Annotated in this window: 8 protein-coding genes; 2 read left to right on the forward strand and 6 right to left on the reverse strand. The window is 75.3% G+C overall.

Going from position 1 to position 13,019, the window contains the following annotated elements; genetic code table 11:
* Window positions 1-5 precede the first annotated feature (5 nt).
* Both AB0F81_RS10375 and AB0F81_RS10380 read right to left on the reverse strand, forming a co-directional pair.
* Window positions 6-716 (reverse strand): hypothetical protein, encoded by a 711-nt coding sequence (locus AB0F81_RS10375; protein WP_360194110.1) that lies wholly within the window; start codon window positions 714-716, stop codon window positions 6-8.
* A gap of 2 nt (window positions 717-718) precedes the next feature.
* Complete coding sequence (locus tag AB0F81_RS10380) at window positions 719-2,902, reverse strand: glycosyltransferase (RefSeq protein ID WP_360194113.1); 2,184 nt, start codon at window positions 2,900-2,902, stop codon at window positions 719-721.
* A 101-nt stretch (window positions 2,903-3,003) separates the two neighbouring features.
* Between AB0F81_RS10380 and AB0F81_RS10385 the strand changes: the two genes are divergently transcribed.
* Window positions 3,004-5,358, forward strand: a complete 2,355-nt coding sequence (locus AB0F81_RS10385; protein WP_360194116.1) for a glycosyltransferase — start codon at window positions 3,004-3,006, stop codon at window positions 5,356-5,358.
* A 114-nt stretch (window positions 5,359-5,472) separates the two neighbouring features.
* Window positions 5,473-5,955, forward strand: coding sequence for a CAP domain-containing protein (locus AB0F81_RS10390; protein ID WP_360194119.1), 483 nt, complete (start codon window positions 5,473-5,475; stop codon window positions 5,953-5,955).
* A 23-nt stretch (window positions 5,956-5,978) separates the two neighbouring features.
* Here AB0F81_RS10390 and AB0F81_RS10395 read toward each other — a convergent pair whose 3' ends face one another.
* The 4 genes from AB0F81_RS10395 to AB0F81_RS10410 form a co-directional block, all read right to left on the reverse strand.
* The gene (locus tag AB0F81_RS10395; RefSeq protein ID WP_360194122.1) at window positions 5,979-7,994 is read right to left on the reverse strand and encodes an acyltransferase family protein; all 2,016 of its coding nucleotides are present in this window, start codon (window positions 7,992-7,994) and stop codon (window positions 5,979-5,981) included.
* 4 nt (window positions 7,995-7,998) lie between these two features.
* On the reverse strand, window positions 7,999-9,033 hold the full coding sequence (locus AB0F81_RS10400; RefSeq protein WP_360194124.1) for a class I SAM-dependent methyltransferase: 1,035 nt from the start codon (window positions 9,031-9,033) through the stop codon (window positions 7,999-8,001).
* Between the two features lie 56 nt (window positions 9,034-9,089).
* Window positions 9,090-11,540 (reverse strand): glycosyltransferase family A protein, encoded by a 2,451-nt coding sequence (locus tag AB0F81_RS10405; protein ID WP_360194127.1) that lies wholly within the window; start codon window positions 11,538-11,540, stop codon window positions 9,090-9,092.
* Between the two features lie 66 nt (window positions 11,541-11,606).
* A partial coding sequence (locus AB0F81_RS10410; RefSeq protein ID WP_360194129.1) for an HD domain-containing protein occupies window positions 11,607-13,019 on the reverse strand: 1,413 nt, incomplete at its 5' end.

Here is a 13,019-nt window from a genome sequence, read left to right on the forward strand (position 1 = left end):
AGTGGTCACGACTGCTGCAACGACCGCTGGACCGGCATGGTTGTGTCGTGCTGCCGCAGCAGATCGGCCAGCGTGGGCGGGTGATCCGGATCGATGAAGATCACCTGGGCGGCGGCGTGCTCCCGGGAGAGCCGCGCCAGCCGCTCGGCGAGCACCCCGTCCCACGGCCGGTCCGGCCGGTGCCGGTGCCAGGTCTGCCGGTCCGGCAGGTACTCGATGACCAGCCCGGACCCGCGCAGCAGCGAGAACGCCGGGTCGTCGGTGAGCACCACGGCCCGGTGGTCCGGCTCGACGAGCAGGCGCCGCTGCACCGCCAGCACGAACGAGCGCAGGGCCGGCAGGCGCAGGCCGATCGCCACGTACAGGTGGGTGGGGAGCGCGGGAGCGGCGACCTTGGCACGTCGCGGCTTCGCCGGGGCCCGGCGGCGCATCCGGCCGACCAGGCGGCGCAGCAGGCGCGGCGAGGAGTGCAGCGGGTCCCGGGCGAAGGTCACCAACGTACGCCCGAGCCGGTAGGAACCGCTGGCCCGCAGCCGGCGGACGGCCTCGCGCTCCTGGTCCCGCTCGCCGGCCAGGCCCGCGCAGCGGGTCTGCCAGGCGTCGCGCTGCTGCTCGACGGTCCGCAGCCGCACGACGAGCGCCTCCAGCCGGGCCGGGCCCGGACCGGCTGGATCGCCGGCGAGAAGGGCGAGGTCGGTCGTGGCTTCGTCAGACATGGTCACGCTCCGGAAGGAATCGGGTCGGCCAGCCCCACGAGCCAGCGCGCGGCCGCCGCGGCGCCGTTGCCGAACCGGACCTGCTCACACCGGCGGCTCAGCTCCGCACGCACGTCGGGCCGGACCGCCTGGGCGAGCACCCGGTCCAGGTCCTCGCTGTCGGGGTCCTCGACCATCAGGGCGGCGCCGGCGGCCGCGGCGAACCGCGCCCGGCTCACCTGGTCGTCCAGGGCGGTCTCCCGGTTCGGCACGAAGACCGTGGGCACCCCGAAGGCCAGCAGCTCATGGAACGAGTTGTAGCCGGAGGCGCTGACCACCAGGTCGAGTCCGCGCAGATACCGGCTGATCGGGTACAGCTTCACCAGACGGGTCCCGGGAACCGCCGGCATCGGCTCGGTGGCGATCGCGGACTCGGCGAACACCACCTGGAAGCCGGCGTCGCGCAGGTGCCGGGTGATCCGGGCGGTCGGCGACGAGATGTCGTTGATGTTGCCCGCGCCGAGCTGGACCAGCGCGGCCGGGCGGTCCGGGTCGAGCTCCAGCGCCGCCCGGGCGGCCTCCCGGTCCACCAGCTCGTGCCGGTCCAGGTAGGTGATCGGCTCCACCGCGTGGACCCGCTCCCGGTCGCCGACGGTCGGCCCCTCGTCGGCGGCGGCGGCGAACTCGCCCGGTTCCAGGACACCGTCGAAGACCGCGCCCTTGGCGAGCCAGTCGGCGCCGGTGTCGCGCCGCCACATCGGGCGGCGCACCCAGACCCAGGTGACGTCGCGGCGGGCCGCGACCGCGGCGACGATGCCGTCGTGCGGGACGCTGTCGACCGCCACCACGGCCGGCCGGTGCAGGTCCACCAGGTGCTCCAGCCGGCTGCGCAGCAGCTCGGTCCAGCGCTGCCGGGGCAGCCGCAGCACACTGCGGGACGGGATGTACTCGGTGAGGAAACCCTCCCGGTGGGCCACCGACGCGCCGTGCGACTGGGTGGCGATCACCGCGGGGGTCTCCGGCGGCAGCCGCCGGCCGATCGCCATCAGCCGGGACAGGTGCCCCAGGCCCACGCCGTTGTCGCTGACCAGCAGCACCCCGCGGGCCGGCTCGGCGTCCGGGGCGGCGCCGGGCCGGTCCACCGGGGCGCCGCGCGGGTGGACGCCCCGGTCGGCGAGCCGGGCCAGGTGCGAGCGGTAACCGAAGTGCTCGTCGACGAAGACACGGGCCCGGCGGGCCACCTCCTGGTAGCGGTCCGGGTCGTCGTACAGCTCGTGGACCAGCGGGACCACCCCGGCCGGGGTGGTGTACAGCGCCGCGTCCCCGAAGATCGGGCGGAAGTGCTCGCCGATCACCACCGGCACGCCGGCCGCCATCGCCTCCATGATGGTCCGGCCGAACGCCTCGACCAGGTCGGGGTCGTGGAAGTAGACGAAGAAGTCCAGGCCGCGCAGGAACTCGGCGGGTGACACCGAGCCGAACTCCAGCACCTCCCAGTTCTCCGGCCGGCGGCCCAGCTTCTCCACCGCCAGTTCGCCGCCGCCGAGGACGCGCACCCGTACGTTGGCCGTGTCCGGATAGGCCTGCAGCAGCTCCTCGGCGGTCCGTGGCCACTTGACCGGGTCGGGCCGCCCGTGCCGGCCCAGGACCGGGACCCCGGCGACCGGGCGGGTCCGCTCGACCCACCAGTCCGCGGTGTCGATGATCTCGTGCCAGTCGGTGCGGGTCAGCGCGGCGTCCGGGGCCGCGCGCAGCACCTCGGTGCGGACCTGCGGGCTGATCGGCGCCCACTCGCACGGCCCGAAACAGCCCTCGACCCGCTGCTTGACCTCGGCGAAGCGGTAGTAGCGCGCCGGGTCGGCGGCGTCGCCGGGCGCCTGGTTGAGCACCATCACGGTCCGCTCGGCGCGGATCCGCGGCACCGCCGGCAGGTCCTCGGTGAAGATCCGCGGCTGCCGGATCACCAGCAGCCGGGCGTCCACCGGCTCGCCGTCCGGGCAGAGGTCGGCCAGGCCGTCGCGGAGCAACTCGACGATCAGCGGGTTGAACGGGCGGTCCCGCTTCAGGTGCGGCGACCGCACCTGGACCAGCACGGTGGAGAGGCCGGCACGGGCCTGTGCGCGTACCTCCGCGGCGATGCTGGCCGACGTGCCGCCCGGATACCGGAAGTCCGAGAGAATCGCCACGTCATGGACGTTCGCGGTCATGGTGTGCACTTCGGGCACAACGAACGCCGCTCGCCCGGCGTCACGCCCGGCACCGTCGCGCCGTTGATCCGGTCGACGGCGAGACCAACCTTCGGGGGGCCATGTCCAGGCAGCACACGACACCGGACGCGTACGGAACCGACCTGCTGGAACAGCAGTGGCGTGCGCTGCTGGAGGTGGCCCCGACCGGCCCGGCGACGGCCGCCCTGCACACCCGCTCGGCCGCGGCGCGCACGCTGCTGGCGTACGCGGCCGCCCGCCGCCCGGTGGACGACCTGATCGCCGGCGCGCACGAGGGCCGGCTCTTCCCGGACGCCGACCCGTGGGCGTTCGGCGAGCTGGCCCGGGTGATCACCTGCCAGGACCTGTTCCCGGACGACCGCGCCGACGGCCTGGCACTGTTCGACTCGCTGCTGCGCACCTTCGGCACCGCCGGGGTGGCCCGCGAGCATCAGGGGCTGCACGCCCAGCTGGCCTTCGCCGCCGGGGACCACGGGCGGGCGGCCAAGCTGCTGGCCGACTGCCCGGACCTCCCGGCCCCGGTACGCGCCGCGCTCACCGTGGACCTGAGCAGCAAGGACGAGTGGCCGTCCCGGTTCAACGGGCTGCTGCCGGCGCCCGGGCTCACCCTGGACGCGGACGGCGCGACACCGTTCGACCGGATCCGCTCGCACCACGCGCCACGGCACGGGTCGCCGCACCGGATCACCACGATCGTGACCACGTACCGGCCGGGGATCGCGCTGCTCACCGCGGTCCGCTCGCTGGTGGCGCAGAGCTGGACCAACCACGAGATCCTGGTGGTCGACGACGGTTCCGGGCCGGAGTTCGACGTCGTGCTGGGCCGGGCGGCCGCGCTCGACCCGAGGGTCCGGATCCTGCGCATGCCGGAGAACGGCGGTACCTACCGGGCCCGCAACGCCGGGCTGGACGCCGCGACCGGCACGTTCGTCACCTTCCAGGACTCCGACGACTGGTCGCACCCGCTGCGGCTGGAGAAGCAGGTCGGCCCGCTGCTCGCCGACAGCGCCCTGGTCGCCACCACGTCGGCCGGGATCCGGGTCACCGAGGACCTGGTGCTGACCCGGCCGGGCTTCCCGGAGTTCCGCTCGTACAACCTGTCGTCGCTGATGGTGCGCCGGGAGCCGGCGCTCACCCGGCTCGGCTACCTGGACCCGGTACGCAAGGGCGCCGACGCCGAGTACGTGGAGCGGGCCCGCGCCGTCTTCGGCCGAGCCGCCGTCGCGCACCTCGGGGACGAGCCGCTGGCCCTGATCCGGCTCACCGCCGGTTCACTCTCCAGTGCCGACATGGCGCCCGGCTGGATGCATCCGGCCCGGTGGGCGTACCTCTCGGCCTTCCAGGCCTGGCACCGGCGCGTCGCCGCGGGCCGGGCCGACGCGGTGCGGCCCGCCGCGCCGCGGGACCGGGTGTTCGCGGCGCCGCGCAAGCTGACCGGTGAGCCCGCGCGTGCCTGCTACGACGTGGTCCTCGCCGGTGACTGGAGCGCCCGCGGCGACGTCGCCTGGCCGGCCGGTGAGCGGGTCCGCTCGCTGACCCGCCCCGGGCGCACCGTGGCGCTGCTGCACCTCGCCGAGCTGAGCCGGGTCGCCGGGAAGCCGGCCACCCTCGACCCCACGCTCCAGGAGATGGTCAACTCCGGTGTGGTGGACCAGGTGGTGCTCACCGACGAGGTGCACGCCCGGCTGGTCGTGGTGCACGGACCGGGTGTGCTCGCCTTCGCGCCGGGGATCACCGGCCGGATCCGGGCGGACCGGGTGGTGATCGAGGCCGATCCCCGGTGGGCGACCGCGGCCGGCCCGTGCGCGGCCGAGGCGCACCGGCTCTTCGGTGTGGCGCCGCACTGGGCCCCGGCCGGACCCGCTGAGCGGGCCACGCTCGCCCTCCCCGCGGCCCCGGCCGACCTGCCCGGCACGGTCAACCTGGCCCGCTGGCGGCTGCACCGGCCCGGCCCCCGCTCGGACCGGCCGGTGATCGGCCGGATCTGCGCGCTGCCCGGCGAGCCGCGGTTGCTGCAGAGCCTGCTGCCTGGCTCGGCCGGCCTGGACGTCCGGGTGCTGGACCGCACCGGCGAGGCGGGGCGCCCGCCGAAGGGCTGGCTGCTCTACCGGCCGTCCGACGTCGACACCCGGGCGTTCCTGCACCAGCTGGACTTCTATCTGCACTTCCCCGCCGACGACGTGCCGGTGGTGGCCGCCGCGGAGCTGATCGTCGCGCTCGCCGCCGGCTGCATCCCGGTGCTCCCTCAGCGGTACGCCCCGCTGTTCGGCACGGCCGCCGTCTACAGCGAACCGGAGGAGCTGGCGGCCACCGTGCAGCGGCTGCACCGGCACCCGGAAAAACTGCTGGCGCAGAGCGAGCGCGGCCTCGACCTGGTCCGCCGCAACCACCACCACGACCGCTACGCGCAGGCCGTGACGGCCCTGCTGGGGTAGCAACCGAACGGAGACGGGGAGGCACCCTCCCGGCGATCAAGCAGCACAGGGGAACACCGAAGGGAACGGTGAACCTGGCGATGAGCCAGGCGCCGTACTCCGAAAGGGTTCCTCTTGCGTTCGCTGCTCCGTCGTTTCGCCCTGGTCGCCCTCGTCCCCGCCGCTCTCACCGGCGCCGCGATGATCGCCTCCCCGGCCGCGGCAGCGCCTGTCTCCGAGGGCACCCTGCAGAACGACATCAACCGGCTCATCAACGTGCAGCGCAAGGCCAACGGCTGCGCCGCGCTCACCGTCAACGCCGCGCTGACCAAGGCCGCCCGCGGCCACAGCACCTACATGGCGCAGTCCGGCTCCTTCAGCCACACCGGCAAGGGCGGCACGCGGTTCGTCGCCCGGGTGAAGGCGGCCGGCTACAGCAAGCCCGGCGCCGAGAACATCGCCTGGGGCTACCGCACCGGCGCCGACGTGGTCAAGGGCTGGATGAAGAGCCCGGGTCACCGCGCCAACATCGTCAACTGCAAGCTGAAGACGGTGGGCGTGGGCGCGGTCTACGCGAAGAACGGCACGCCGTACTACACCCAGAACTTCGGTTACTGACCCGCCTGCCCTGGTCGCGCTTCTCAGCGCGGCCAGGGCAGTTGCGCGTCCAGCAACGGCGTCACCAGCGCGGCGTACGCCTTCGTCAGGTGATTGCTGTCCCGGTAGACCAGGGTGTTGCCGACCACGAGCGGGCATCGGCCGGCGCACAGCCACGGCAGCGGATCCACCGTGGCGATCCCGGCCGCGGCCGCCGTGTCGCGCTGGATCTCCCGCCACTTCGGCTCCAGCACCACCGCGCCCGGCTCGGCGGCGCAGCCACCGATGTCGCGGGCCCGCTGGGTCAGGCAGTCGGCCGGCTCCCCGGTCAGGAACGGGGTGTCGCCGAGCACCGTCACCACGCCGGCGTGCCGTTTCAGGGTGTCCAGCGTGCGTTCCCACCCGGTCCGCCACACCGCGTCCGGATCGGCCGGCGCCCCGGCGAGCACCTGCCGGTAGTTGACGCTGGACGAGACCACCACCAGGTCCGGGCGCAGCCCGGCGATCCGGGTCAGCATCTGCTCCCGCCAGGTGTCGCACTCGGAGTAGCGCCGCTGGGCCCGCCGCTCCATCAGGGCCACCTCGGCCGGGCTGCACGCGCTGCGGGTCAGAGCCACGAGCCGCCAGCCGCGCCGCTCGGCCATCGCGGTGAACGCCGGGAACCACTGCAGAGCGTGCGAGTCGCCGAAGAGGACGACCGTACGCGGCGCGTCCCGCTTCCCGTAGACGCAGTCGCTCTCCGGGCGGAACGGGCCGGCCAGCCCGACGTGGCAGCCGTCCAGCTGCGGCGCCAGCCGCTGCCCGGACGCCGCTTTGAAGGTGGGCGTCAGGTTCCGGGGCAGGCCGGTGGCGTGCTCGGCGGCGACCAGCATCCGGTTCAGCTCGGCCGCCGGGTCCGCGGCCCGGTGCAGGGCCCGCCGGGCGTCCGGGACGGCGCCACCGGTCGGCACCGCCGGCGGGAAGAGCAGCCCCAGCCCGGCGATCCCGGCCGCGGCGGCGGAGAGGCCCAGGCCGAGGACCAGGCCGCGGCGCGGGCGCACCGACCAGCAGCGGTGGTAGCGGACCGGGTTCTCCAGCAGGTGGTGGCCGGCGACCGCCAGGCCGAGGGCGACGACCGCGTATCCGGCACGGGCGGCGAGGCCGGACGGGGCCAGGAACAGCAGCGGCCAGTGCCAGAGGTACCAGCCGTAGGACATCCGGCCGAGCCAGCGCATCGGACCGGTCTCCAGCAGACGGTTGCCGCCGGCCGCGATGACCGCCACCGTGCCGAGCACCGGGAGCAGCGCCGCCGTACCGGGAAAGGGTGTGCTCGCGTCGAACGCCGCCGCACCGATGAGGATCGCGGCCGCGCCGGCCCAGCCGAGCGCCGGCCGGCGCCGCGGCCGCGCGGTGACCGTGAGTGCCAGCAGCGCGCCCGCGCCGAGTTCCCAGGCCCGGCTCAGGGAGCTGAAGTACGCCTGCTCGTGCAGGTTCCACAGGAACGAGGCCGCCGAGAGCGCGGCCAGGGCCGTGACCGGGATCCACCGGCGCCGCAGCACGGCCAGCGCGCCGATCAGAATCGGCCAAACCAGGTAGAACTGCTCCTCGACGGCGAGCGACCAGAAGTGCTGGAACGGCGACGGCGCCGCGTCCGCGAAGTAGTCGGTGCCGATCTCCGCCAGCCGGATGTTCATCGTGTACGTGGCGGCGGCGAGCGCGTCCCGGGCGTGCCCGGGGAACCGGGCCGGTGGCGCCAGCCACCAGGCCGTGGCCAGCGTCACCGCGATGACCAGGGTGGCGACCGGCAGCAGGCGGACCGCCCGGCGGGCGTAGAACCGCGGCAGGTCCAGGCGGCCGGTGGCGGCCAGTTCCCGGCGCAGCAGCGAGCTGATCAGGAAGCCGGAGATGACGAAGAAGACGTCGACCCCGATGAACCCGCCGGCCACGCCGGGTACGCCCACGTGGGCGAGGACCACGAGCAGCACCGCGACGGCGCGCAGACCCTCGATGTCCGCCCGGTGCGGCGGGTGGGCCGCGCCGGCGTCCGGGCGGACGTCGTGCCGCGCGAGCGTCGAAGTCATCGGATCAGCCGGGCGCCACGGCCATCGCCGGCGGCCGGGCGAACGACAGCACCGCGTGCCGCCCGAGGATCTCGCCCTCCCGGGTCAGTCCCTCGAAGCGCTCGGTCCAGGCGGCCAGGGCGGCCTGCTCGTCCTTGCGGCCGGCGTCGTCGAAGACCAGCGTCGCCCGGTCGGCGAGCCGCTTCTCGATCACGTGCAGCGCCGGGTAGCGGGCGTCCGGGCCGGTGGCCGCGGGCGGGCCGTCGATCAGGACGAAGTCGACGTCGTGCAGGTCGGCCAGGGCGTCCGGGTCGTACCAGGGGTAGTCCCGCTCGTCGATGGTGACCGGCGTCAGCGGGGCGTCGCGCACCTCGGCCACCTCGGTCAGCCCGTGCGCGGCGAGCACCGCGCGGGTGCGCCGGGCGTACTCGGCGTCGTGGTCCAGCGAGACCAGCCGGCCGCCGGTCTGCTCCAGCACGTAGGCGATCCACACCGACGAGGTGCCGCTGCCCAGCTCCAGCACCAGGCGCGGCTGCCGGGTCCGGATCAGGTGGAGCAGCTCCAGCAGGTCGGTCGGGTTCAGCGCGAAGTCACCGGAGGACGGCATCGGCGCGCGCGGCACGAAACCCTGGAACAGCTGCACGGTCGCCTCGAACTCGCGCGGCAGGCCGAGCACCTGGGCGGAGGCCGCCTTGCGGTCGGTGACCTGCTTGACCCGGGCGATCGCGTCGGCCAGCTCCAGGTGCCGGTCGCCGGCGGTGAGCCGCTCCCGTTCCACCGCGGCGACCAGGCGCCGCTGCATCTCCTCGACCGTGGTGCGCAGGTCCCGCTGCGCGGCCAGCCCGGTCCGCTGCACCCCGGCGAGCCGGCGGAAGAGCAGCAGCAGGGCGGCCAGCGTGGCGCTGACCAGGACGGCCAGGGTGGCGGTCGCGGTGCCGGTGTGCCCGGTGAGGGCGGCTGCCGCGGACACCGCACCGAGGACGCCGACAAGCGCCATCGCAGCGGCCTGCGCCGACGACAGGCGCGGCAGCCGGCGGCGGATTCGCCTCAGGTGACTCATGCAGACACTCCTCATCGCTGCGTTCCACCTCGGTAACGTCGCTGCTCCCGGCCTCGTTACGCCCCGGCGCCGGGCACTCGCTGAGACGGCGCCTGTTTGGCCGGGGGCCCGGGCCGGGCCAGTGCGCTGATCCGCTCGGCCAGGGCGGCCGGCCGGTGCCGCTCGGCGACCGCGGCCCGGGCCAGGCGGCTGCGGTCGCGGTACCGGCGCGGGTCGGCCTGGTAGCGCCGGATCACCGCGGGCACGTCCGCAGCCGCGCAGGCGACCGCGGCGTCGCCGAAGGCCTCGGCGAGCCGTTCCGGGACGAGCACCACGCATCCGGTCGCGGCCGCCTCCAGGGCCGGGCGGGAGAGCAGCTCGGCCGCCTGTTCGGAGGGAAAGTGCAGGTAGAAGTCGAGCTGGGCGGCGAACGTGCGCGGATCCAGGTCGGCCGCCTCGTAGACCAGCCAGGGCGTGGGCAGGCCGGCCGGGCGCAGCGGGGTCTCCGGCAGCCGCAGCCGGACGTCGGCGGTGCGGCACCGGCGGGGCACGGCGAGCGCGTCGGCCAGGTCCCGGGGCCACTCACCGGCATCGCACAGGTCGGTGCCGACCACCGGCGGGCCGCCGGGATCCGGCAGCGGCCGGGCGACGTCCAGCGGCTCGGCCACCGCCGGCAGGTCGTACGCCGTCAGCTCCACCCCGTCCAGCTCCGCACGGATCCCCGCGTCCTGCGGGCACCACAGCGCCGGGACCCCGAACAGCCGCTCCGCCGACGCCGAGGCGGCCGCCACCGTGTAGCGCCGGTCGCTGCCGTCCCGGCGGGCCGGCGCCCGGTCCGCGACGACCAGCAGCCGCCGCGGCCGGATCCGGCAGCCGTCCTCCGGCGCGAACTGCAGCACCTCGGGCTGCCGGACCACCAGCACCCCCGCCTCGACCTCGTCGGTCTCCAGCACCTGGGCCAGCCGGCCGGCGTTGATCAGCCGCTGCACGCCGGGGCTGAGCGACCGCCGCTGCCGGTCCACCGACCGCAGCGCCTCCAGGTGCAGGATCGCGACCGTGAGGCCGGCCCGGCGCAGCGCCTCGATCTCGGCCAGGGCGGCCCGCTGGGTGCCGGTCAGGAACCGCCAGTCGGCGGCCAGAACCACGTCGTACGAGCTCGCGGCCGGCCGCCCGATCAGATGGGCCGGCGCCACGAACGGCCGGTCCGGTCCGACGCGCAGCGGCTCCCCCGACGCGTGCCAGCAGCGGTACGCCGACATGTACGCGGTCCGCGCCGGGTGCATCCAGAAGGCCCGGATCTCGGACCGGGAGAGCGACCCCTCGGAGAGCCGGATCAGGGCCAGCGGCCGGGCCACCCGGCGGACCGAGCGGGGGCCGAAGGCGGCCTCGATCCGCTCCACGAACTCCGAGTCGGCGGCCTTGCGTACCGCGTCGAACCAGCCGATCCGCCGGGTCACCGCGTCGCGCCGGAACATCAGCGAGGAGACGTTGACCCGGCCGCGCCGGATGCCGGGCCGGGTCATCACCAGGTCGTCGGTGACGCTGATCCCCTCCGAGGTGGTGGCGACCACCGCCGGGTCCGCGAGCAGCGGGGCGAGCTGCAGCTCGATCCGGCGCGGATGGGACCAGTCGTCGGAGTCCTGGAACGTGACGAACTCGCCGCGGGCCGCCTCCACCCCGGCGTTGCGGGCCGCGTAGGTGCCCGCGTTGGCCGGCAGCCGCAGCAGCCGGACCCGGTCGTCGAGCGACTCGGCCTCGGCCAGCACCGCGTCGTGCTCGGGCGGCGAGGCGTCGTCCACCACGATGATCTCGAGGTTCGGCCAGGACTGCGCCACGATCGAGCGGACCGCGGTGAGCAGTCCCGGGCCGGGCCGGAAGGCGGTCACCACGACCGAGACGCGTTCCTCGGCCGGGTCGGCGGGGCGGTCGGCCTCGGCGGTCAGCCGGTCGAACGGCACCTGTTCCGGGGCGGCGCGCAGCGAGGGCGCCGGCTCCGGGAAGAGTGCGCCGAAACGGGCCAGCCAGGGCTCCTCCGGGCCGGTCGCGCCGGCGTACGGGTTGGCCAGGTCGATCTCCAGCGTCTCCCGGGCCGGCCGGAGCATCCGCCGGTACCCGCCGAGCAGCTCCCGGGCCCGCTCCGGACCCTGCCAGGCGTAGACCAGCTGGGTGTGCAGGGCCTGGTGCGCGGCGGGCACCGCCCGCGCGCCGAGCGCGGCGCGGATCAGGCTGTAGAGGGCCAGCGCGTCGTCGCGGTCGGTGGGCAGCTCGTCCTGCAGCGCCAAGGTCTGGGCCAGTCCGGCGAGCAGGCCCGCGTCGACCCGTCGCCGTCTGCGGCGCAGCCAGCGCACGTCACCGGTGCGGGCCGCCTCGAGCAGCTCCTCCAGGGTGCCGCCGGCCGCCCGGGCGAGCACCCGGCGGGCCGCCACCGAGCGGTTGCGCATCGCGGTATAGGGCAGCGACAGATCCGCTCCGGCCCCAGCCAGGGTGACGTGGTCGTCCAGCAACGCGACCGGCTGCGCCTCAGCCATCGGCTCTCCGTCCGTACCCCAGCAATGTCGATCAGCTCAACGCCGGGTCACGGCCGGAGGTGACGCTCAGACAGCAGCCAGGACGGCGGCTTCCACCCGATTCCGGTCGGACGCCTCCGACCAGGCGCCGACCAGGTAGAACGCGTCCACCACGTCACCGCCCAGGGTGGAGATGCGGGCCGCCCGGATCTCCGCGCCGGCCTCGTCGAGCGCGGTGGTCACCCGGTACAGCAACCCGGCCGAGTCGGCGGCGCGCAGCTCCAGCACCACCGCGTCGGTGGCCACGTCGCGCTGCCACACCACCCGGGGCGAGGCGGTGCCACCGCGGGCGCTCATCGCCCGGGCCCGCACCCGCTGGGTCACCGAGACGTCGCCCGAGGCGACGCGGCGCAGGTCAGCGGCGAGAGCAACCGGATCGTACGGCGACCCGTACCGCGGCGACGTGTAGAACTCCACGATCGCCCGCCCGTCCACGGTGGTCGTGTTCGCCGCCACCACGTCCAGCCGGTGCATCGTCAGGCAGGCCGTCACCCCGGCGAGCAGCCCCCGCCGGTCGGCCGCGGCCACCGCCACCCGGTCGCCGTCCAGGTGCACCACCGGCAGGCCGCCGTCCAGCAGCTCCGGGTCGGGCCGCGGCGGCTCGGGCAGCGCGCCGGTGTCCAGCGCGGTGTGCACCTTGGCGACCAGCTCGGCCATCAGCCGGCCCTTCCAGTCCGACCAGGCGGCCGGTCCGGTGGCCTGCGAGTCGGCCCGGGCCAGCGCGTGCAGCAGGTCCAGGGTGGCCGGGTCGCCGACGGTCTCCGCCACGGTGGAGATGGTCTTCGGGTCGCTCAGATCACGCCGGGTGGCGATGTCCGGCAGCAGCAGGTGCAGGCGGACCATCTTCTCGATGGTGGCCACGTCGGCCGGCGGCAGGCCGACCCGGGCGGCGACCTCGGCCGCGATCGGCGCACCGACGACGCTGTGGTCGCCGGGCAGGCCCTTGCCGACGTCGTGCAGGAAGGCGCCGAGCAGCAGCAGGTCGGGGCGTTCCACCTCACGGGCGTACCGGGTGGCCTCGTAGGCGGCCTGCACCAGGTGCCGGTCCAGGGTGAACCGGTGGATCGGGTGGTGCTGCGGCAGGCTGCGCATCCGGGCCCACTCGGGCAGCCAGGCGTCGATCAGCCCGTACCGGTCGCAGGTCTCCCAGGCCGGCAGCAGGCCCGGGCCGGCGCCGAGCAGCGAGACCAGGGCGGCGCGGGCCGCCGGCGGCCACGGAGTGGGCAGCGGCGGGCAGAAGGCGGCGAGCCATTCGCAGGTGGCGCGGGCGATGGGCAGCTGCACGGTGGCGGCCGCGGCCGCCACCCGCAGCGAGAGGCTGGGATCCGGGACCGGCCCGATCGCGGTCCGGGCGAGCACCAGCTCGCCGCCCTGCTCCACCACGTCACGGGCGACCGGCCGGCGGTTCGGCGCGGCCGGCGGGCCGCCGCGCCGGCGGCC

The sequence above is a fragment of the Actinoplanes sp. NPDC024001 genome (assembly GCF_040638955.1).
In the GTDB taxonomy this organism is placed as follows: Bacteria; Actinomycetota; Actinomycetes; order Mycobacteriales; family Micromonosporaceae; genus Actinoplanes.